Origin of the sequence: Novosphingobium ginsenosidimutans, from assembly GCF_007954425.1 — a bacterium.
GTDB classification, from domain to species: Bacteria; Pseudomonadota; Alphaproteobacteria; order Sphingomonadales; family Sphingomonadaceae; genus Novosphingobium; species Novosphingobium ginsenosidimutans.
Genome location: NZ_CP042345.1, coordinates 1,005,286 through 1,027,614 on the forward strand (window position 1 = coordinate 1,005,286; position 22,329 = coordinate 1,027,614).

Here is a 22,329-nt window from a genome sequence, read left to right on the forward strand (position 1 = left end):
AGCGCCATGCTGCGCGCAGAGCTTGCCAAGGAGGGACCGCCCGCCCTGGCCCTGGTCCTGGTGATCTGGGCGGCCTGGGCCCTGTTCCGGCTGGCGCTGCTGCCGCTGACCGGCACCCAATTGCCCGATCCTGACGATTACATGCGCCTGCTTGAGGTGCGTGACCTCTTGCACGGGCAGGCCTGGTTCGATGTAACGCAATACCGCATGGGCCCGCCCGATGGGGCCAGCATGCATTGGTCGCGGCTGATCGATCTGCCGCTTGCTGGGCTGATCCTGCTGTTCGACACCGTGCTGCCGCGCAGCCAGGCTGAGCTGGCGGCCATGGCGCTGGTCCCGCTGCTGTGGCTGCTGCCGGCGCTGCTGGCGCTGCGTGACATGGCGAACAGCCTGTCCCTGCCCCGCCCTGCGGCCTTGCTGACGCTGGTGCTTTTCCCGCTGTTCCCGCTGCTACCGGGCAACTTCGCGCCGCTGCGGATCGACCATCACACCGCGCAATCCGTCGCCGCGCTGGTCTGCGGGGCGTTGTTGCTGCGCACCGGCTCGCGCCTTGCGGCGGTGGCCTGCGGGCTGGTCGGCGCGGCCTGGGCGGTCGTCTCGCTTGAGGCGCTGCCGCTGCTCGCGGCGCTGGCGGGGCTCTATGGACTGCGCTGGGCGCTGGCCCGCGACCGGTCGCTCCCCTGGTACCTTGGCGCGCTTGGCGCCGCAGCAGTGCTGCTTTCGCTGGCCACCCGGCCGCTGACCGAACTGACCGGCCCCCATTGCGACATCTTGCGCCCGGGTCATGTGGCCGCCTTCTTCGTCGCTGCCCTGGCTGCGCTGGTACTGCCGTGGCTGCCAGGGAAAGACAGCCTGCGCGGCCGTCTGCTGGGGGTGGGGCTGGTCCCGCTTGCCGCAATTCCTGCGGCGCTTGCCGGGCTTGGCCGCTGCGCCGCCAACCCGTTTGGCCAGCTCGATCCGCTGCTGCAGACCTGGTGGTACACCTTTGTGCTCGAAGGGCGCCCGATCTGGCAGCAGCCGCTGTCGATGGCCTTCACCCTGGTCTGGACGATCGCGGTGATCGCTGCGGGCTGGCGGCTGGCACGCCGCCTGCGCCTGCCGGCCGATCGCTGGAATCTGCTGACCGGCTACGCCCTCGCCGCCGGGCTCTATTCGTTGCTGGTGATGCGCGAAGGTCTGGCCGCGCAACTGCTGGCCATTCCTGCCGCCGCCCTGCTGCTGGTCCACTGGCTGCCGCGCGCCCGCGCGATTCCCGCTGCGCTGCCGCGGATTGCCGCGACGCTGGCAGTCATTGCGCTGTGCACGCCGACCTTCGGCAGCGCTGCGCTCAAGCCGTTCGATCAGGCCGCCGGCAGTTCGGCCGCAGTCCGCACCGATCCGGCGCTTGGCACCTGCGACTATGCTTCGCTCAATCGCTTGCCGCGCGGCCACCTGTTCGCGCCGCTCGATCGCGGGCCGGAGATCCTGGTCCGCACCGGCCACACGGTGGTCTCCGGGCCCTACCACCGCAACCAGACCCGGATGGTCGACGTTATCGCGGCATTCACGGGCGATCCGTCCGATGCCGCCGCGATCGTCCATCGCAATGGCGCGACCCATGTGGTCGCCTGCCTGAGCTCAAGCGAAATCCCGACCTATGGCCAGGCCCGTGCCGACAATCTCGCCAACCTGATCGCCCATGGTCGTCCGCCCGCCTGGCTGGTGCCAGTGCCGGGGTTCGAGACCGGAGCGCTGCGGGTCTACGCCGTCAGGTAGGGCTGAACACCAGCGCGTCACCGTTCATGCAGTAACGCTTGCCGGTCGGCTTGGGGCCATCATCGAAGACGTGCCCAAGGTGCCCGCCGCACTTGATGCAATGCACTTCGGTGCGCGGATAGCCGGTCTCGAAATCGATCGACTTGCCGATCGAACCCGGCACCACGTCCCAGAAGCTGGGCCAGCCGGTCTTGCTGTCATACTTGGTCGCGCTGGAATAGAGCACATTGCCATCGGCCGCGCAGACGAACACGCCCTTGCGCTTTTCATGCAGCAGCGGGGATGAGCCGGGCACTTCGGTGCCCTTCTGGCGCAGGATATAGTACTGCTCCGCCGTCAGCCGCTTTTTCCATTCGGCATCGCTGAAGCGGACCGGATAGGTCTTGGCTTCGGCGTTGGAGCAGGCGGCCAGGCCCGAGGCAGCCGCCCCTGCGGCCAGCCAGCCGAGGAACTGCCGCCGGCCCTGCATCAGAACTTGCTGAGCGTAACGCCCAGCTTCCGGAAGCCGTGGACGAAGTTGGCGCGAACGCGTTCGACCTTGCCGGTCACGTTCACGCGCATCCGCCGCTCGTGCATCTCTTCCAGCAGGATCTTGAGCTGCAGTTCGGCGAGGCGCGCGCCGACGCAGCGGTGAATGCCATATCCGAACGAAAGGTGCCGGCGGGCATTCTCGCGCGTGACGATCAGCTTGTCCGGGTTCTCGAACACCGTTTCGTCGCGGTTGGCCGAGAGATACCAGAGGATCAGCTTGTCGCCCTTCTTGATCTGGTTGCCGAACAGGTCGGCATCATCGGTCGCGGTGCGGCGCATGTGGGCCAGCGGCGTGACATAGCGGATGCATTCCTGCACCGCGTTGGGGATCACCGAGGGATCGGCCTCAAAGATCGCGCGCTGGTCCTGGAACTTATCGAGCGCGTGGACGATGCCCGACATGGTGTTGCGCGTGGTATCGTTGCCGCCGACGATCAGCAGAACGAGGTTGCCCATGAACTCCTGCGGGCTCATGTGGTTCATCGCGTCCGAATGGATCATCATCGAGATGAGGTCGCGGCTCGGCGGGGCGCCGGTCCGCTCGACCCACAGCCGCTGGAAATAGCTCGCCATTTCGAGCAGGATTTCATGCCGGGTATCGGCCAGCTCGCGCGCCAGGCCCAGTTCGACGTCGCCGGCCCAGTCCGACCAGAAGGTCAGCAGGCGGCGGTCTTCCCAGGGGAAGCCGAACAGGATCGCCAACATGCCGGTGGTCAGCTCGATCGAGACCTTGTCGACCCAGTCGAACTCCTCGCCCCAGGGCAGGCTGTCGAGCGTTGCGGCGGTGCGCATCCGCACTTCGGCGGCCATCTTGTCGATCTCGCCGGGGGTAAAGGCCGGGGCAACGGTGCGGCGCTGGCCGGTGTGTTCGGGCCGGTCCATCGCGATGAACATCGGCAGGCGCCGTTCTTCCAGCCGCTCGGGCGTCATGTCGGCCGGCGGATCGCCGATCGTGATCCCGCCGTGCTGCCACGACGAGGAGAACAGTTCGGGCAGCGATTCGACGTGCTGGATCGTCTTGACTGTGGTGACGTTCCAATAGTCGCCATAGGGCGTGCCGGTAACCTTGTTGACCGGGGCCTGGGCGCGCATCTCGGCAAAGATCGGCTGCCAGCGGTCCTCGACATAGATGTCAGAGCGCGAAACGTCCCACGGATGGGTGTGGACGGGCAGGTTCTGGCCATATTCCTTCAGCCAGGCCTCGAACGCTTCGGTCGCGGTAGGAGAGCTACGATACTTGAACGGGGCATCGGCGATCTGGGTGGCCATGTCATTCCTCTCTGCCGCGAGTCTTCGCAATCAGTTTCCCATCGAGACCTACTTGGTCTAACTTACCGGAGAGTCAATAGCGTCTCAGGAACGGACCGGATTCAGCGCACGGCCCGCCGCGCGAACAGGCGCGCAGCCAGTCTTTGCCACGGTCCCTTGCCGGCGCCGCGCGCGGGGCCGCTCTTCATGACCCAGCGCCGGAACAGCATGGCGCCAAGCCGGACGAAGAACACCACGCTGATGCCTTGCCAGACCAGCGCCAGCAGGTGCGGCAGCAGCGCCTCGCTCTGCGCGGCACGGGCCAGCATGGCAAAGGGTGAGCTGAACGGAACCACCATCGCCGCCAGTTCGACCGCGGTCCCCGGCCGGGCCATGGCCCACGAGGCGAAGAAGAAGTTGATCAGCTGCAGCATGGTGACGGGCATCGACAGGGTCTGCACCTCGCGCACTGTCGCCGCGAGCGAACCGATCGCCAGGAACAGCGATCCGAGCAGCAGGTAACTCATCGCGAAATAGGCGACACCAAGCATGAAGAACAAAGGCCAGCCAACGGCCGGCGCCGGGTATTGCCCCAGGCTGCCGCCGGAACCGAGCCACACGGCGCCGCCGACAGTCGCCCAGACCGATATTCCGACGAATGAAACCGCCAGCATCGCGAACAGCTTGCCCAGGAACACCGCATCCATCGGGATCGCTGCCGCGAGAACCTCGATGATCTTGTTGCCCTTTTCCTCGACCAGGTTGGAGAGGACCATGCCGGCCAGCAGCATGGTCAGCAGGAACAGCACGGTCTGGCCCAACTGGGCGGTTACCGCACGGCCGCGCGTCTCATCGGCGGTGGTGGACAGCTTTAGCGGGGTGAGCCCAACCGCGGGATAGGCCGTGCCGCCCGCCTGCCGTGCCTCCGCCGCGAGCACGGCGACCGGCCCGCGCCACTCGGCAATCCGTTCTTGCGGACCGGAAAGGTCGGGGCGCTGCAGGGTGCCGGTCACAACGGCGGCAAGGTTGACCCGCCGGTCCTGCATGGCCGCTGCAGCATCGAAGCGCTCGCCGGGGCCGAGTTCCCTGACAACCACAAGCTGCGGCACGGCACTGCCCAGCTGCGGCGCCAGTCGTTCCTGCGCTGCAAGCAGTGCGCGGGCGTCGCCAGCGGACATGGCCACACCCAGCTGCGGCCGGGCGGCATTGCTGCGCACCTCGCTGCCGATCCCGCCGGCGAGGCCGCCAATCAATAGCGGAAACAGCGGACCCAGCAGGAAGAAGAAGAATGAGCGCGAGAACAGGATCGCGGTGAAATCGCGCCGGGCAATGACCATGGCAGCGGCAAAGGTTGAAAGACGTCCGTTCATCTCAGCGGCCCTCTTCGCCATTGCCTTCTTCCAGCGCGCGCGCTGCGGCTTCGCCGGCGATTGCCACAAAGGCATCGTGCAATCCGGCGCGTTCGATCGAGAGCGAGAGGATCCCTGCCTCGCCTTCGATCAGCGCGCGCAGCAGCGGTTCGATCCCGCTTTCGGGCAGCGAGAAAAACCAGAAGGCGCCCTCGTGCCGGACATCGGCCGGCAGCGCAGCGCGCCACGGCCCGTCGCTGGCCCGCGTCTCCAGCCGCACCTGCGGGCGGATGCGGTCGCGGGCCACGTCGACCGGCCCGGCAAAGGGCACCTTGCCCCCGGCGATGATCGCCACGTCATCACAGAGCCGCTCGGCATGCGCGATCACGTGGGTCGAAAAGATCACGGTCGTCCCCTTGGCGGCGAGCGCGCGTATCATCCGTTCGAGCTTGCCCTGGTTAAGCGCGTCGAGGCCGGAGAACGGCTCGTCGAACACGACCAGGCGCGGTTCGTGAACCAGGGTCCCCAGCAACTGCACCTGCTGCGCCATGCCCTTGGAGAGCTGGCGGATCTGGCGCTCGATCGCATAGCCCAGGCCATGCTCCTCAAGCAGCGCCTTGCCGCGCCGCTGCCCTTCGGCGAGCGGCAGGCCGCGCAGCGCGCCCAGGAAACCGATCGCCTCATAGGTCTTCATCGCCGGATAGAGCCCGCGCTCCTCGGGCAGATAGCCGATCGCATGGCTGATCTCGTGCGGGCGGTCATGCCCCAGCACCCGGCGCAGGCCCTCATCCGGATCGATGATGCCCAGCAGCATCCGCAGCGTCGTGGTCTTGCCCGCGCCATTGGGGCCGAGGATGCCATAGATCGCGCCTTCGGGAACGGCGATGTCGACGCCGTCGACTGCGGTGAACCCGTCAAACCGCTTGACTAGGCCCCTGGCCTCGATTGCCAGCGGACGTCCCGCGCCACTCGTCTCTGCGGCGCCGAGATTGCCCGCCATCTGCCATTCCCCTAGCTTCATAGTCTGCGGCCACTATGGAAGCGGCGTGAACAGGAGCAACAGGAAGTTTGGTTAACGCCGCAGAAATCGCAGCGCTTAAGGCCGATCTCGCGCGGGAAGCGCGGCGGCTGGGCTTTGCCGCCTGCGGTGTGACCGCGGCGGCGGAAGACCCCTTGCGCGCCGCGCGGCTGGAGGAATGGCTGGACCAGGGCCGTCACGGCGACATGGACTGGATGGAAGCCCGCGCCCACCACCGCCGCAGCCCGCAAGGCCTGTGGCCCGAGGCGCAGCGGGTGATTGCGCTGGGCATGAGCTATGCCCCTTCGGCCGATCCGCTGCTGGAACGGGCAGGGCGGGCGCGAATTTCGGTCTATGCCCAAGGCGCCGACTATCACGACACGGTCAAGAAGGCGCTCAAGGCGCTCGCCCGCTGGCTGGTGGCGGAAGCGGCGAACCGAGGACTTGGCGAGATCGGCGTGAAGGTCTTCGTCGATACCGCCCCGGTGATGGAAAAGCCGCTGGGTGAGGCTGCGGGCCTTGGCTGGCAGGGCAAGCACACCAACCTGGTCAGCCGCGAGCATGGCTCCTGGCTGTTCCTCGGCGCGATTTATACCACGCTGGCATTGCCGGTGGATGATGCAGGGCAAGACCGCTGCGGTTCTTGCAGCGCCTGCCAGACCGCTTGCCCGACCGATGCGTTCCCCGCGCCCTATCAGCTCGATGCGCGCCGCTGCATTTCCTATCTGACGATCGAACACAAGGGACCGGTGCCCGAGGAATTCCGCCCGGCCTTGGGCAACCGGATCTACGGCTGCGATGATTGTCTGGCGGTCTGCCCGTGGAACAAGTTTGCCAGTACCGCCCACACCATGCGCGCCTTTCTGCCGCGCGCCGAACTGGCTGCGCCGCGGCTGGCCGATCTGCTGGCGCTGGATGACGCCGCCTTCCGCAAGCTGTTCAGCGGATCGCCGATCAAGCGGATCGGGCGCGACCGGTTCGTGCGCAATTGCCTCTACGCCGCCGGCAATAGCGGCGATCCAGCCCTGACGCCGCAGGTGCAGGCGCTGGCTGGCGATCCCGACCCGGTCGTGGCCGAGGCGGCAGCCTGGGCTTTGGCACAACTGACTTGACATTTATAACCATATGGGTTATATACGCCGCCGCCAGTAACCACTGGTGCGACGGGTGCGGGCGGTCAGCTGCGCTTATCACCCGCGCGGCCGGCGCGTCCCTCCCAGCAGAGGCGTCTGCGCCCCCACGATGCAGGGAGCAGGCGGCGATCCCCGCCTGCAGAACGCCCGGGGTATGCCCCGGTGAACAGCGGCAAAGGTGCGAGTCCGCCCCGCTTTCGCCCTGCACGTCAGGATCGCGCCGACAAGACCTGCGCGCTGCTTGTCAGCCTTTCGCACGAAAGCGCGCCAGCCAAGCCTGTCCGGTTCAGGCACCCCGCGCCGGCCCGCCCGTTCGCGTTTCTCCTCTGGCGTAAGGTCCGGGTTCGCCGCCGGATGAGCTACTCTGCCCAACCAACACCGTCATCCCCGCGAAGGCGGGGACCCATCTCCCAAGATGGCATCCGGCGCGCCGGCGGCAATGATACGTGATGGGTCCCCGCTTTCGCGGGGATGACGAGGAAGGGGAAGGCTGTGCCTAGCGCGCCAGCAGGTTGCGGGCCTGGTTGCCGATCTGCGCCAGCATCGTCGGGCTCAGCGCCGGGGCGGCCTGGGCGCGGGTGACGACGGCGCGGAACTGGCTGATTGCGGCGGCCTGCGCCGCCGTCCAACCCTCTACCACGTCCAGCGGCTCGCCCTGGTCGCCGGCATGGCGTCGCAGGAAATCAAGCCGCATGTGCTGGATGTCGCGGGCCAGGCTGTTAACCAGCAGGCGCTCCCACGGATCGGTCGGGGCAAGCCGTTCGGCCGCCTGCTGCGCCCAGTCGAGCCCAAGTTCGCGGCCCAGCGCGATGAAGGCGCGAGTCAGGGCTTCAGGCTTGGTCCCGGTCTGCCGCGCCAGCATGGCCAGGCCGACCGAACCATCGAGATCGAACAGGTGCGCCACCTCGGCGGCCAGCTTGGTCGGCGCGCCGGCGGCAACAAACCGTTCCTGCAATGCGGCCGACTGAACCTGCCCTTCGCGTGACAGCAGCCGCCCGGTCGCGCCGGAAAGCAAGGTGACCCCGCCTTCCAGCTGGGCAACCAGTTCACCGGCCAAGAGCGCCCCGCCGGAAATGCGCAGCAGGTCGGCCATGTGGTTGACCATGGCGGCCGCGGCACGGTCGAACAGCAGGATGCGCGCGGCTTCGGGCATCGGCTGGGTTTCGATCCCGTGCCAGATCGCCCCCATGCCGAGCAGGCGCTCGGCGGCGACGAAGGCCGTGGTGACCTGGGCCAGCGTCGCACCCTCTTCCTCGACCAGCTCGAACGGGTGAATCAGCCCGAGGCGGTTGACCATCCGGTTGGCCAGCTTGGTGGCGATGATTTCGCGCCGCAGCCGGTGCTCCAGGATATCGGCCTTGAACTTGGCCCGCATCGGCACCGGGAAGGCGGCCAGCAGTTCGTCCTCGAGCAGCGGATCATCGGGGACAGAGGAATGCTCGAGCGCGTCCTGCAGGACCAGCTTGGTGCTGGACAAAACCACCGCCAGTTCAGGCCGGGTCAGGCCATGCCCTTCGGCCGCGCGGCGGGCGAGGACATCGCTTTCGGCCAGGCCCTCGGTCTTGCGGTCCAGTTGCCCGCTGGCTTCGAGCGTTTCGATTAGCCGCAGGTGCGAGGCGGTCGTCGCCGGCCCGCCGGCCGTGGCGATCGACAGGGCGAGCGCCTGGAGCCGGTTGTCCTCAAGCACGATCGCGCCAACCTCGTCGGTCATGGCGGAGAGCAGCTTGACGCGGTCATCCTCGGTGAGGCGCCCGGCGCGCTTGGCCCCGGCAAGGGCAATCTTGATGTTGACCTCGTTGTCCGAGCAATCGACCCCGGCCGAATTGTCGATGAAGTCGGTGTTGATGCGCCCACCCTTGAGGGCGAACTCGATCCGCCCGGCCTGGGTGCAGCCCAGGTTCGCGCCTTCGCCGATCGCCCGGGCGCGGACCTGCGCACCATCGATCCGCAGCGCATCGTTGGCCGGATCGCCGACCTGGACATTGTTTTCAGTGCTGGCCTTCACATAGGTGCCGATCCCGCCGAACCACAGCAGGTCAACCTCGGCCTTGAGGATCGCGGTGATCAGGCCATCGGGGTCGATGCTCGCCTGCTCCAGCCCGAGCATGGCCTGGACCTCAGGCGAGAGCGGCACTTCCTTGAGGCTGCGGGCGAAGACCCCGCCGCCCTTTGAGATCAGCTTGGCGTTGTAGTCTTCCCAGCTCGAACGCGGCAGGGCGAACATCCGCGCCCGCTCGGCCCAGCTCTTGGCCGGATCGGGATTCGGATCGAGGAAGATGTGGCGATGATCGAACGCTGCGACGACCTTCAGCGCCTTGGACAGCAGCATGCCATTGCCGAACACGTCGCCCGACATGTCGCCGCAGCCGGCCACCCGGATCGGGTCCGTCTGCACGTCGACGCCCATTTCCAGGAAGTGCCGCTGGACCGAGAGCCAGGCTCCCTTGGCGGTGATGCCCATGGCCTTGTGGTCATAGCCCTTCGACCCGCCGCTGGCGAAGGCATCGTCGAGCCAGAAATCGTGCTCTTCGGCAATGGCATTGGCGGTGTCGGAATAGGTTGCCGTGCCCTTGTCGGCGGCGACCACGAAATAGGGATCCTCGCCATCGCGGATCACGACCTGCTTCGGATGGACCACCTTGGCGCCAACGATATTGTCGGTGATCGACAGCAGCGTGCGGATGAACAGCTTGTAGCTTTCCTTGCCCTCGGCCAGCCAGCCATCGCGGTCGCGCGCCGGATCGGGCAGCTGCTTGGGATAGAACCCGCCCTTGGCCCCGGTCGGGACGATGACGGCATTCTTGACCCGCTGGGCCTTCATCAGCCCGAGCACTTCGGTGCGGAAGTCATCGCGCCGGTCGGACCAGCGCAGGCCGCCGCGCGCCACTGGGCCGGAACGCAGGTGAATGCCCTCGACCCGGCGCGAATAGACGAAGATCTCGCGCCACGGCAGCGGCTTGGGCAAGCCCGGGACCAGCGCGGAATCGAGCTTGAAGGCCAGCGCCAGTTCCTGTCCATTTGGCCGAGCCGGGACAAAGGCATTGGTCCGCAGCATGGCTTCGACCACGGCGCGATACTGGCGCAGCAAGCGGTCGTCGTTGATGGCCGAAACCAGCGCCAGCCCGTCGCGGATCGCGTCCTGCGCCTTGGCCTCGGCGGCCAGCCGGTCGCCCTTGAAGGCCGGATCGTGGCGGGCGACGAACAGATCGACCAGCCCGCGGGTAACCTGCGGCGCATGGTGCAACGCATCGACCGCGGTCGGCACGCCATAGTTGAGCCCGGCCTGGCGCAGGTAGCGATACCAGGCCCGCAGCCAGTTGGTTTCGGCCGCTGCCAACCCTACTGTGGCGATCAGGCGGTTGAACGGATCGTCCTCGGCGCTGCCATTGAGAACTTCGGCAAAGGCCGCTTCGATCGCCCCGGCGCGGGCCATCACGGCGCCGGCCTCAAGCCCTTGCGGCAGGGCCAGCTGGAAATCGTGGATCGTGCCCAGCCGGCCCTGGTCAAGCTCGGTCGGCAGGTCTTCGACCACCCGAAAGCCGAAGTTCTCGAGCGCCGGGACTGCATCGGACAGGGCAATCGCTCCGCCGCGCTGGTAGAGCTTGAGCCGGAGCATGCCGGCCCCGTCATCGGCTACCTGGTGCAGCCGGGCATCGCGGCGCGGACCGGCCTCCCCCTCGCCCGCCAGCTTGCGCAGGCGCGCAATGTCCTGCGCGGCCTCGGCCGGGCCATAGGTGCTGCGGTAGGCCAGCGGGAATGCCTCGGCATAGCGGGCGGCAATGGCGGCGGCGCGGCTTGGCTCTTCACTCGCGGCGATCTCGCTTTCGACCGCTTCGTTCCAGCCGCGCAGCATGCCCTGAAGACGGGCATCGAGCGCGGCCTCGTCGGGCAGCTTGGCCACTTCGGGCAGGTCGAGCACATAGCGCAGCACGGCAAGGCTGCCTTCAACCTCAAGGCTCCAGTCGAGCATCGGCGCCTGGCAAGCCTCGACCAGCATGGCCTCGATCTGCAGGCGCGTGGCGGTCGACATGATGTCGCGCGGCAGCCAGACGAAAGCAAACAGGTGGCGCATCAGCGCCGCCGGGACCAGCGCCAGCTTGGGGCGGGGGCGGTCAACCAGGCTCATCATCGCGGTGGCGATCCGCTCAAGGTCGTCCTCGGCAAAACCGATCAGCAGGTCATGGGGCAGGGCGGTAAGGGCATGGACCAGCGCCTTGCCGGCATGGCCCTGCGGGGCAAAGCCAAAGCGGCTCATCAGGTCGGTCAGCTGGGTGCGCATCCGCGGCACCTGGGTCGGCGCAGCGGCAAGGCCGGCGCTGGTCCAGATGCCGGCATGGACCGAGAGGCTTTCCAGCTTTCCGCCTTCGAACACCGGCACGATAAACAGATCGAGCGGCGTGCGGCGGTGGACATTGCTGACGTGGTTGGACTTGACCACCAGCGGCCCGCGCCCGCGCTTCCCCTTGCCTTCGAACCAGGCAAAGGCGCGGTCATAGGAGATCGGGCCAAGCAGACTCTTCGCCCCGCGGCGGCAGATGCCAAGCGCGCCGGACTGGGTGCCATCGCGGTGACGCACAACATGGCCAAGCTGGGTCAGCATCCCGTCCTTGAACCAGCGCAGCAGGGCCGCGCCCTCGCCATCGGCCAGACTGTCGGCATCGTCGGCCATGGCCTGTTGCAGCTTGGGCCAGTCGGCCACGGCCGCGCGGACATCGCCCAGCGTGGTGCGCAGCGCCGTCTCGAGCGCGCGGCGGATCCTGGCGTCGGCGCGGCGGGTCTCGATATAGACCATCGATTCGCGCTTTTCGCCGGCAGCATCGCCTTCGACCACGGCGGTCAGCGTACCCTGGCCATCGCGGCGGACCGGAAGGACCGGATGGACCAGTCGGTCGATCGTCAGCCCCTGGGCAGCGATCGTGGTGGCGATCGAATCGACCAGGAACGGCATGTCATCGTTAATCACCGCGATGCGCATGAAGCGTTCGGCGGCCGAGCCCGAGACCGTCTCGATCGTGATCGCGGCTTCCCCAGAATCACGCTGGCTGGCGGCGGTGCACAGGAAGGTGGCGGCGGCAGCCAGGCCTTCAGCGGAGAACGGCGCATCGCCGGGCAGCAGCGCGGCGCTGAGCCGCTGAGCCAGGGCCTGTTCGAGAGCATTGGCAGTGCTGCCAGCGGACTTGACCATGATCACACTCCTGCGGACCGGCCATTCTTGCCGTTGCCCGTGCAAACAATATTATTGCTGACCAACGCAGCATTCGTATTCATCCTAAGGACAAGTGGTCACCACTGCAACCAGTTTGCCGCTAGGGAAACCTGCCTAATCGTTTGCAGGCCGTTGGTTAGCCGGCCAGGGCCTCCATCGTCAGCGCCAGTGAGTGTTCGCGCGCCGCCGGGTCGTAAGTGGCCCCGGCCACAATGATCTCGTCCGCCCCGGTGCGCTCGACGAAGCGGCCGATCGCGGCGCGGACCGTGGCGGGCGCGCCAACTGCGCTGGCCTGGCGAACGTGTTCAAGCATGGCCTGGGTGTGCGGCGGCAGGCTCTCGCGATAGCCCGGAATGGGCGGCTTGAGCCGGCCGGGATTGCCGGTGCGCAGCGCGACGAAGCTCTGGTCCAAGGAGGAGGCAAGCAGCGTCGCCTCGGCATCGCTTTCCGCCGTCAGCACGGTCATCGCGGCCATGACATGCGGTTTGCCGAGCGCGGGCGACGGGGTGAAGCGTTCGCGGTAAAGCTTGATCGCGGCGTCGAGGTGATCCGGGGCAAAGTGCGAGGCGAAGGCATAGGGCATGCCCAGCGCGGCGGCGAGCGAGGCCCCGAACAGGCTGGAGCCAAGGATCCAGAATTCCAGCGCTGCACCAAAGCCGGGCGTGGCCCGCAGCGCCAGTTCGGGATCGCCCGTGACGAGCGCGCGCAGCTCGACCACGTCCTGGGGGAAATACTCTGACGCGCGCATCAGGTCCTTGCGCAGCGCCTGGCCAATCCGGCTGTCCGCCCCCGGCGCGCGGCCCAGTCCCAGGTCGATCCGCCCTGGAAACAGCGCATCGAGCGTGCCGAACTGCTCGGCAATCACGAAGGGGTTGTGATTGGGCAGCATGATCCCGCCCGCGCCGATCCGGATCGTGGAGGTGGCATGGCCGATATGGGCCAGGGTCACCGCCGTGGCGCCGCCGGCGATACCGTCCATGCCGTGATGCTCGGCCACCCAAAAGCGTTTGTAGCCCGCCGCCTCGGCCGCGCGGGCCAGGCTGGCGGCGCTGGTCAGCGCTTCGGAAACGGATCCGCCTTCGCGGACGGGGATCAGGTCAAGGACGGATAGCGGGGTCACCGGCCGGATGGTGCCGGGTCCGGACCCAACTGGTCAAGATAGGATTGCGCGGTCCGCGCGGTTTCGCTCCCGGGCGCGGCCTTGACCACCGAGAGCCACGATCGCCGCGCTGCGCCTTCATTGCCGGCGAGGACCGCGATCACCCCGGCCTCCAGCCCAACTTCCGGGTCGAGCGGCATGAGCTGGGCCGCGACCTGGATCTGCTGCTGCGCCTCGGCCAGTTTGCCCTGGCGGCGCGACAGCGTGGCCGAAAGCAGCCAACCCTGGCCGTTATCGGCAGCATTGGTGCGCGCGGTCGCCAGCGCCGTTGCCGCATCGCCATCGCGCTTAAGCGCCACCAGCGCGCGGGCGCGGTCGATCGAGATCTCGCCAGCCAGGCGCGGATCGGCAGCGCCGAGCGCCTCGCCATGGGCCTGGTCAAGCCGCGCCAATGCCGCCTCGGGCTTGCCGGCGGCGAGCAGGGCGTTGCCCGCCATCCCGCCCAGCCGCGCGCGGTTTGCCGGTTCGTTCGCCGGGGTCAGCTCGCGCGCCTCGGCAAAGGCCGCCTCGGCTTCGTCCCACTCGCCCTGCGCGGCCAGCGCCATGCCGAGGCACTGGCCCGGCTCGACCCGGGCCGAACCCTTAAGGTCCTTGAGCCACTTTTCAGCATAGGCCTGGGCCTCGGCCGGATTGCCCGCCAGCAGTTTGCGGCACTGCGCCGCCGGGGTCAGCGGCGCGGGCGGGGCAGCGGCCTCGGCCTTCTTGCGCGGGATCTCGAGCGGGGCCTGGGGCAGCGAGCCGCCCGCGCCGACGCCGACGCTGGGGCCGACCTGGGCGATGAGAGGCAGCAGTAGGGAAAGGATCATGGCAGCTCCGCAATCACCCGCAGCAACAGCGCGATATCGCCATCGCGGCTCAGGCGGTGATCGCCGTCCTTGATCAGGGTGACCTGAACATCGTCCGAATGGAGCTGCTCGGCCAGGCGGAGCGACAATTCCCACGGCACGTCGGGATCACGCTGGCCGTGGAGCAAGCGGACCGGGCAAGCGAGCGCAATCTCGGTATCGAGCAGCAGGTTGGCTTGGCCATCAGCCCAAAAGCCCGGGAAAGTCGGGGTTGGTTGCGGGCCATAAGCGTTTTCTTCGAGCACGGTTTCGCCCGCCAACAGTTCGGACTGCTGCTCGTCGCTGAAGCCCCAAGCGGTAAAGTCCGGCGCGGCGGCAATGCCGACCAGCCCGGCCAGCCGCTCGCCCAGCGCGAGACCAACCAGCAGCATCAGCCAGCCGCCCATCGAGGAACCGATCAGCACCACCGGGCCGTCCACATGGGCCGCGATCAGCGCCAGCACCTCGTCGCGCCACCTGCTCAGGGTGCCATCGGCAAAGTCGCCGTCGCTCTGCCCGCAGCCCGAGTAATCGAGCAGCAGGCAAGCCCGCCCCTGCGCAGCTGCCCAGTCAAACACGGCGGTCGCCTTGCCGCCGGCCATGTCGGACATGTAGCCGGGCAGGAACACCAGGGTCGGGCCGGTCCCGGCGGTGTGGCGAAAGGCGATGCGGGTGCCGCCGGGCAGGGCGTGAAAGCGCGGTTCGGTCATGTCCCCCCTCCTGCGCCATTGCCCCGTCACAATTCAAGGCTAGTGTGCCGGCAAAGAGGATGAGGGAGATACCGATGCTGCCACCGCCGCCCCAGGCACCGCTACTTGCCGCCAACCGCCGGAGCGCCCTGAAGCTGGGGCTGCTCGGCTTTGCCGGGATAGGGGCCGGGATCGGCGCGCCGGCGCTGGCGCAGGTGAACAAGGGTTTCACCCACTGTGTCGCCAGCGGCGAGCCCGGACCGGATCAGGTGCTGCTGTGGACCCGCTATGCCAGCGCGGAGGAAACGCCGCTCAAGTGGGAGCTGGCCGAAGATGCCGATTTCACCCGGATCGTCGTTCAGGGCGATGCCGCCGCCTCCCCCGCCAACGATTGCTGTGCCCGGGCCTGGGCCAAGGGGCTGAAGCCGGGGCGCTGGTACTTCTACCGCTTCGTCGCCCCCGATGGTGAGAAGTCCCCGGTCGGCCGCACGAAGACGCTGCCGGTTGGCAAGGTCGACAAGTTCCGGATCGCAGTCTTTTCGTGCTCGAACTTCGGCTTCGGCTGGTTCAACGCCTATGGCCATGCAGCTGAAGCGGGCGATTTCGACCTGGTCCTGCACCTGGGCGACTATTTCTATGAATATGCCCGCGGCACCTATCCCGATGCCAAGGAGGGTCTGGCCGAGCGGCTGCTCCCCATCGACGAGGCAGTGACCCTGGCCGGCTATCGTGAGCGGTTTTCGACCTATCGCAACGATCCCGACCTGCAGCGGCTGCACCAGCTCTATCCGGTGATCTCCATGTGGGACGATCACGAGGTGGCGAACGACGCCTGGAAGGATGGCGCCGAAAACCACCAGCCCGATAAGGAAGGCCCCTATGCCGTGCGCGAGAGCGTGGCCGAGAAGGCTTACCGCGAATGGCTGCCGGTATCCGAAGCCTATTGGGCGCAGTACGAGATCGGCAAGCTCGCCACGCTGTTCCGGCTCGAGACCCGGCACCTGGCGCGCGACAAGCCGTTTGACCTTGGCGACCTGATGAAGGGCAAGCGCGGGCCCGAGCTGGAAGCAGCGCTGGCGGCCTTCCGCGATGGTGCCTGGCGCGATCCCAATCGCACCCTGATGGGCGCCGAGCAGGAGGCCTGGCTGACCAAGGGCCTGAAGGGCTCGGCCAAGGCGGGCAAGCCCTGGCAGGTGCTGGCCCAGCAGATCATCATGGGCCAGTTCGGCTTCGGCAAGGACCTGATCGCCGGCATGACCAAGGATGTCGATGCGGGCATGCGGGCCCGGATCCTCGCCGCCAATCGCGCCCAGCAGAGCGGCATCCCCTATGCGATGGACATGTGGTCGGGCTATCCGGCGGCGCGCGAGCGGCTTTACCAGTCGGCGCTCGATGCCAATGCCAACCTGCTGGTCCTGGCCGGTGACAGCCACAACGCCTGGGCCTTTGACCATACCCACCAGAACGAACGCGTCGGCGTCGAAATGGCCGGGCAGAGCGTGACCTCGCCGGGGTACGAGCACTACCTCGGTTGGATCAAGCCCGATGCCCTGGCGCAGGATGTGATGGCAGCCAGCCCGGCGCTGAAGTGGTGCGACACCAGCCAGCGTGGCTACCTGGCGGTCGAGCTGACCCCCAAGGCGGCGACTGGCGAATATCGCTTCCTCTCGACCGTGCGCCAGAAATCGACCGCGCTGGCCGGGACCAAGCGGATGACCGTGCTGGCGGGGCAGCGCAAGTTCAGCTGACCAGCTAGTCCGGCCAGCCGAGCGACCATTCCTTGGCCTTGGTGTCCTGCTTGCAGGCCGTCTTCAACGCGGTGAACTGCGCGGGCGTCAGGGCCGGGCGATAGGCCTTGCCCGGCTGGACCGCCTTGGCAAAGGCCTGCTCGCGCTCGCCCGAATCCGGGTGGCTGTTAAGGTAGGACAGCTGCTTGTTCCCGGCGGTCGGATCCAGCTTGCGCAGCCGCCCGAAGAAGGCCGCTGTCGCCGCCGGGGAGATATCCGCCTTGGCCAGCCGCATCCGCGAATATTCGTCAGCCTCACGCTCGGCCTCGCGCGAGTAGCCCATCGCCGCCACCCCGCCGAGCGTCCCGCCGATATCGCTGTTGGCCCCGCTGAGCAGGATCGACAGGCCGAACTGGCGCAGCAGCGCCTGCATCACGTGGCGCTTGCGGACATGGCCAACCTCGTGCGCGAGGACCCCGGCCAGCTCGTCAGGCGACTTGGCTTCCTGCACCAGCTTGTCGAACAGCAGCACCCGCCCGCCGGGCAGGGCGACGGCATTGACCATGTCGATCTTGGCCAGCTGGACCGTGATCGGGCTCTTCCCATCATCGACATCGCGGGTCAGCGCGGCCAGGGCGGCGTCACCTTCCGGGGTCGAACAGGTGAACTGCTCAAGATCGCCGACCAGCGCCGAACCGATCCGCTGCTCCCAGCTTTCCGGCACCATCGGCCCGAGCCAGCTTGGCGCGGTCATCACCGCCGCGACCGCCGCAGCGCTGACCAGGCCGAGCACCACGCTGGCCCGAACCAGTCCGAAGCGATCAATCCAGCCGCCGTATTTGCCGCCCTGCGGCATTCGCTCAAGCACTGCGGGCGCGGCATCGACGGGGACAAGCAACCGCCAGCCGGGCTGGTCGCGGTGGCCATAGACCAGCCGGTCACCGCGATGCTCGTTGAAGGTCAGCGCGGCCAAGGGGATCACTTCCGCCGCGCCTTCGGCCCGCACGATCTCCAGCCCCGCCGCCTGCCAGCGCAGCGTCACGGGGTGGCGGATCGCGCTGGTCCCGTCGAACAGGTCGGCAGCGGCGCTGTCCGCCATCGTCAGATGGCCCCCATGTCAAAGGCGTCGAGCAGCCCTTCGCCTTCGCGCAGCTCCTTGGTGGTCGACTGGGTCAGGTGATCGACCTCGACATAACCGAAAGCGTGGAGGTGACGCACCCCGAACGACCAGTGACGATAGGCCAGGAAAATCGTGCCGATCCCCAGCGTCAGCACCACCAGCGCGACATCGCCGAGGAACAGCTTGAGCCAGTCCCTGGTCGATGCGGTGAAGCCGAAGCTCAAGGTGTGGAGGCTGGTCGCTTCGACCATCTGGCGGAAAAACTTGGCATAGTAGGCCAGTACGACCAGGCCAAAGATGAAGTAGAAGCCGAACACGGCGACCAGGCCCGCCATGAACGAGCCAATACCGCCAGCGCCGCTAGTGGCACCGCCGGCCATGGCAATCGGCACGACCACCACGACCGCTGCGATCATCGCTAGGAACGGCGCGGCATAGCACAGCAGGAAGCGGCCCATCAGCCCCTCGACCCGGCCGGCTGCTTCGAACTTGTAGGGGCCGAAGCTCATCGCCCGCCAGCGCTCGTTCCACAGCGAGACCATTGACCAGGGGATCAGCAGGCCCAGCGCGATGGTGCCGACGAAATTCTTCCACATATAGGACACGCCATAGCCCATCCCCGGATCGTCGCTGCCGCCGCGAATCCCGCGCCAATAGGTCCGCGCCAGGCGATAGCGCAGCGCGCGGAACCGGGCGACACCGACCAGCCAGTAGACCAGGATGAAGAAGCCGACGCCCAGCACCCCGGCGGTCAGGGCATCACCGTTGAGCACCAGCCGCTGGATCAGAAAGTTGAAGCCGATCAGCGGCAAGCCGATCAGCAAGAACACCATCACGGCACCCTTGAACAGTTCCATCCCCGTCCCGGCCCATTCGAACCGATCATCGATAAAGCGGGTGCGTGACCACAGATAACGCCGGGTCCGCGCCGTCGCCCAGAAGCGGTAGATGCCCAGCGTGACGATCGTCAGCAGCAGATTGGTAAAGGCAATCGGCGCATATTCCTGCCAGGTGCCGTGGAATTCAAAGGCCTTATCGGCACTCTCGTCAGTCATGCGCATCCCCCTTGCAGATCAAGCCATGAAAGGAACCCATTGTCACGCAAAGGTAAAGCCCAAAGTTGCGACCGGCTTGTGCAGCAACTGGACAGTAACCCCTGACCTGCTAAAAGCGCGGCCATGGTTCTGCGGATCGCCCTGACCCTGACTACTACCACCCCGGCTGGCCGGGGGCGGAGCGCGTTGGCCTAAGGCTGAACGCTGCCCCGCCGTCCGGTTTCGGGCGGCTGGTGTCTCCTCCCGAAATCGTCCTTTCCGACACCGCCCCTTTGCGGAGCGCCCCGGCTTGTGCCAAAGCGCCCGCAAATCAGACGAGTGCCTTGCAATGTCCGAACTGCTCAAGATCAGCCTGCCCGATGGTTCCGTGCGCGAAATGCCGCTCGGCTCGACCCCGGCCGATGTCGCCGCGGCGATTGGGCCGGGCCTCGCCAAGGCGGCGCTGGCCGCCAAGGTCGATGGCGAGCTGGTTGACCTGACCCGGCCCTTCACGGCCGATGCCCAGCTCGCGCTGGTGACTTCGCGCGACGAGGCCGAGGCGCTCGACCTGGCGCGGCATGACTATGCCCACGTCCTGGCTGAAGCGGTCCAGGCGCTGTTCCCGGGCACGCAGATCACGTTCGGCCCCAGCACCGACGATGGCTTCTATTACGATTTCGCCCCGAAAGATCGCCCCTTTACCGAGGAAGACCTGCCGGCGATCGAGGCCGAAATGCGCAAGATCATCCAGGCCGACAAGCCGCTGCGCCGCGAGGTCTGGAGCCGCGAACAGCTGATCAGCCGCTGGAAGCAGCAGGGCGAAAGCTTCAAGGCCGAATGGGCCGCCGAACTGCCGGGTGATGAACCGCTGACGGTTTACTGGTCGGGCGATGACTGGCTCGACATGTGCCGCGGACCGCACCTGCCCTCCACCGGCAAGCTTGATGCCCAGGCCTTCAAGCTGACGCGCGTGTCGGGCGCCTATTGGCGCGGCGATCAGAACAACGCGATGCTGAGCCGGATCTACGGCACCGGCTGGCTGAACAAGAAGCAGCTCGATGCCCACCTGACCCGGCTGGAAGAAGCCGCCAAGCGCGATCACCGCAAGCTGGGCGGGGAGATGGACCTGTTCCACCTCCAGCAGGAAGCCCACGGTTCGGTCTTCTGGCATCCCAAGGGCTACCTGATCTGGCGCGAGTTGGAAGCCTATATGCGCCGCGCGATTGACGGTGCGGGCTACCGCGAGGTCAAGACCCCGCAGGTGATGGACGCGCGCCAGTGGGAGCAGTCCGGCCACTGGGGCAAGTACCGCGAGAACATGTTCGTGATCCCCGACGAGGTGCCGAACACCGAAGACGAAGGCCCGGTGATCTCGGGCGAGGCCGACTGGATGGCCTTGAAGCCAATGAACTGCCCGGCCCACGTCCTGATCTTCCGCCAGGGGATCAAGAGCTACCGCGACCTGCCGCTGCGGATCTACGAGAACGGCTGCTGCCACCGCAACGAACCGCACGGCGCGCTGCACGGGCTGATGCGGGTGCGTCAGTTCACCCAGGACGACGCCCATATCTTCTGCCGCGAAGACCAGATCGTGGCCGAAGTGCGCGCCTTCTGTGAACTGGCTGACCGGGTCTACAAGGACTTCGGCTTCACCTATTCGATCAAGCTGGCGCTGCGCCCCGAAAAGCGCTTCGGCAGCGATGCCGATTGGGACAAGGCCGAGAACGAGCTGCGCAACGCCGTGATCGAGGCGGGCCTGGCGACCGAAGAATACGGCTGGGAAGAGCTGCCAGGCGAAGGTGCGTTCTATGCCCCCAAGCTCGAATGGCACCTGACCGATGCGATCGGCCGGACCTGGCAGGTCGGCACGATCCAGTCCGACCGCGTTCTGCCCGAACGGCTGGATGCGAGTTACATCGGCGAGGACGGCGAAAAGCACCGCCCGGTCATGCTGCACCGCGCGATCTTCGGTTCCTACGAGCGCTTCATCGGGATCCTGATCGAGCACTTCGCCGGCAAGCTGCCGGTCTGGCTCGCCCCGGTACAGGCCGTGGTGGCGACGATCGTCTCCGACGCCGATGGCTATGCCGCCGACGTTGCCGAACAGCTCAAGGCCGCGGGCATCCGGACCGAGACCGACTGCCGCAACGAGAAGATCAACTACAAGGTCCGCGAACACTCGCTGCAGAAGGTCCCGCACCTGCTGGTGGTCGGCAAGCGCGAGGCCGAGGAAGGCACGGTCGCCGTCCGCACCCTGGGCGCCGAACACCAGAAGGTCATGCCGCTGGCCGAGGCGATCGCCATGCTGAAGGCTGAAGCCACCCCGCCGGATCGGCGCTGAGGCTTGCGGCGGAGCGCGGGAGACAGACAATGAACCTGATGATCAAGCTGTCCCTCGCGCTCAATATCCTGGTTCTGGTCCCAGTCTGCGGCAGTCTGCTGACCGGGGCAGGCTGGACCTTGGCCGCTTATGGACCGGCCAGTCCGGCGCGGGGTATCCTGCTATCGATCTATCTCGCAATCCTGGTCGTTTCAGTCGGCCTGCTGTTCAAGCCGGTACCGGCGATGGTGGCGGCGCTGCTGATCGTGCAGATCGTTTACAAGGTGACCACGCCGTTCACAGTTGGCACAATCGCCAATCCGGTGGTGCTGAGCAACCTGGCCATCGCCGCCGTCCATGCGGCGACGGTGGCGACAATATTTCAGGCCAAGAGCTAGCCGGACTGAGGGGAAGCAGGTGCAGTTAGACCAGGTCGCAGGGCTTACCCCCGGACAGATCGCAATCGCTGTGGTTGCTGCCCTGGCGGCAGCCTTTGTGCGCGGCCTGGCCGGATTCGGTATGGCGATCCTGCTGGTGCCGGTGCTGGGTCTCGCCATTCCGCCGGCCGAGGCCGTGGTCACCGCCAATTGGCTGGGCATCTTCATCGGCCTGGTCGGCCTGAAGGCCATGCTGGGGGCAAGCGAACGCTCGGCCTTCGTGATTGGCGGCCTGGCGATGCTGGCAACGCCGTTGGGGGTCTGGCTGCTCTCGATCACCGATCCGGCGCTGGCGCGGCTGATCATCGCCGTCGTTGCACTTGGCGCATTCGTCATGGTGCTGCTGCCCAAGCGGCCGGATGGGCACCAGCCGTCCGGCATCGAACTGGGCGGAACCGGCGTGGCCTGCGGCGTGCTGACCGGTTTTGCCGGGATGCCAGGGGTGCCAGTGGTACCGTTCTACCTGCGCCGGCAACTTGCGCCGCAGCTGGCGCGGGCCTCGATGATGACGATCTTCCTCGCCACTTCGGTCGCGGGCGTGGGCTCGGCCGTGGCGCTGCGGGTAGCGACCTGGCGCGAGCTGCTGCTGGCGGCCTTGCTGTTCCCCGGTGTGTTGATCGGCAACACGCTGGGCAACAAGGCCTTCGGCAAGGTCAGCGATACGGCCTGGCGGCTGTTTGTTGGCGTCGTGCTGGGGGCAACGGCAATCGCCGCGCTGTGGCGGCTACTCCACGCCTAACCGGCGAGGATCAGCGCCAGCGCGCAGCCGCATACCACCG

16 protein-coding genes are annotated in these 22,329 nt (G+C 67.2%); 6 read left to right on the forward strand and 10 right to left on the reverse strand.

Annotation, left to right across the window (positions count from 1 at the left end; genetic code table 11):
* Positions 1–6: 6 nt before the first annotated feature.
* Complete coding sequence (locus tag FRF71_RS05075; protein ID WP_147089535.1) at positions 7–1,755, forward strand: hypothetical protein; 1,749 nt, start codon at positions 7–9, stop codon at positions 1,753–1,755.
* Here FRF71_RS05075 and msrB read toward each other — a convergent pair.
* From msrB to FRF71_RS05095, 4 genes are all read right to left on the reverse strand, one after another.
* Complete coding sequence (msrB, locus tag FRF71_RS05080) at positions 1,748–2,224, reverse strand: peptide-methionine (R)-S-oxide reductase MsrB (RefSeq protein WP_147089536.1); 477 nt, start codon at positions 2,222–2,224, stop codon at positions 1,748–1,750. The genes FRF71_RS05075 and msrB overlap by 8 nt on opposite strands.
* A complete protein-coding gene (locus FRF71_RS05085) occupies positions 2,224–3,555 on the reverse strand; it encodes a cytochrome P450 (protein WP_147089537.1) in 1,332 nt (443 codons plus the stop codon). Before FRF71_RS05085 ends, msrB begins: the two co-directional genes overlap by 1 nt.
* A gap of 101 nt (positions 3,556–3,656) precedes the next feature.
* On the reverse strand, positions 3,657–4,904 hold the full coding sequence (locus tag FRF71_RS05090) for an ABC transporter permease (RefSeq protein WP_147089538.1): 1,248 nt from the start codon (positions 4,902–4,904) through the stop codon (positions 3,657–3,659).
* A gap of 1 nt (position 4,905) precedes the next feature.
* A complete protein-coding gene (locus FRF71_RS05095) occupies positions 4,906–5,883 on the reverse strand; it encodes an ABC transporter ATP-binding protein (protein ID WP_238339434.1) in 978 nt (325 codons plus the stop codon).
* Between the two features lie 68 nt (positions 5,884–5,951).
* Between FRF71_RS05095 and queG the strand changes: the two genes are divergently transcribed.
* Positions 5,952–7,013 carry a tRNA epoxyqueuosine(34) reductase QueG gene (gene queG, locus FRF71_RS05100; protein WP_147089540.1) on the forward strand — a complete coding sequence of 354 codons (1,062 nt, stop codon included), beginning with the start codon at positions 5,952–5,954 and terminating at the stop codon, positions 7,011–7,013.
* Positions 7,014–7,530: 517 nt separating this feature from the next.
* Here the strand turns inward: queG and FRF71_RS05105 are convergent.
* From FRF71_RS05105 to FRF71_RS05120, 4 genes are all read right to left on the reverse strand, one after another.
* Positions 7,531–12,219, reverse strand: coding sequence for an NAD-glutamate dehydrogenase (locus FRF71_RS05105; protein ID WP_147089541.1), 4,689 nt, complete (start codon positions 12,217–12,219; stop codon positions 7,531–7,533).
* 157 nt (positions 12,220–12,376) lie between these two features.
* Positions 12,377–13,360 (reverse strand): LLM class flavin-dependent oxidoreductase, encoded by a 984-nt coding sequence (locus FRF71_RS05110; protein ID WP_147089542.1) that lies wholly within the window; start codon positions 13,358–13,360, stop codon positions 12,377–12,379.
* A complete protein-coding gene (locus tag FRF71_RS05115; RefSeq protein ID WP_147089543.1) occupies positions 13,357–14,205 on the reverse strand; it encodes a tetratricopeptide repeat protein in 849 nt (282 codons plus the stop codon). The genes FRF71_RS05110 and FRF71_RS05115 overlap by 4 nt, the downstream gene beginning before the upstream one ends.
* The gene (locus FRF71_RS05120) at positions 14,202–14,933 is read right to left on the reverse strand and encodes an alpha/beta fold hydrolase (protein ID WP_147089544.1); all 732 of its coding nucleotides are present in this window, start codon (positions 14,931–14,933) and stop codon (positions 14,202–14,204) included. The genes FRF71_RS05115 and FRF71_RS05120 overlap by 4 nt, the downstream gene beginning before the upstream one ends.
* A 74-nt stretch (positions 14,934–15,007) precedes the next feature.
* Between FRF71_RS05120 and FRF71_RS05125 the strand changes: the two genes are divergently transcribed.
* Positions 15,008–16,660, forward strand: coding sequence for an alkaline phosphatase D family protein (locus tag FRF71_RS05125; protein ID WP_147089545.1), 1,653 nt, complete (start codon positions 15,008–15,010; stop codon positions 16,658–16,660).
* Positions 16,661–16,664: 4 nt separating this feature from the next.
* Here FRF71_RS05125 and FRF71_RS05130 read toward each other — a convergent pair whose 3' ends face one another.
* Together FRF71_RS05130 and FRF71_RS05135 are read right to left on the reverse strand one after the other, a co-directional pair.
* The gene (locus tag FRF71_RS05130) at positions 16,665–17,738 is read right to left on the reverse strand and encodes a M48 family metallopeptidase (protein ID WP_147089546.1); all 1,074 of its coding nucleotides are present in this window, start codon (positions 17,736–17,738) and stop codon (positions 16,665–16,667) included.
* Positions 17,739–17,740: 2 nt separating this feature from the next.
* Entirely contained in the window at positions 17,741–18,814 is a 1,074-nt protein-coding gene (locus FRF71_RS05135; RefSeq protein WP_147089547.1) for a YjgN family protein, read from the reverse strand.
* 328 nt (positions 18,815–19,142) lie between these two features.
* Between FRF71_RS05135 and thrS the strand changes: the two genes are divergently transcribed.
* The 3 genes from thrS to FRF71_RS05150 are packed head-to-tail and all read left to right on the forward strand — an operon-like array spanning position 19,143 to position 22,289.
* Positions 19,143–21,134, forward strand: coding sequence for a threonine--tRNA ligase (gene thrS / locus FRF71_RS05140; protein WP_147089548.1), 1,992 nt, complete (start codon positions 19,143–19,145; stop codon positions 21,132–21,134).
* Between the two features lie 38 nt (positions 21,135–21,172).
* The gene (locus FRF71_RS05145; protein WP_238339435.1) at positions 21,173–21,511 is read left to right on the forward strand and encodes a hypothetical protein; all 339 of its coding nucleotides are present in this window, start codon (positions 21,173–21,175) and stop codon (positions 21,509–21,511) included.
* A 19-nt stretch (positions 21,512–21,530) separates the two neighbouring features.
* Positions 21,531–22,289, forward strand: a complete 759-nt coding sequence (locus FRF71_RS05150) for a sulfite exporter TauE/SafE family protein (RefSeq protein WP_238339437.1) — start codon at positions 21,531–21,533, stop codon at positions 22,287–22,289.
* Positions 22,290–22,329: the final 40 nt, after the last annotated feature.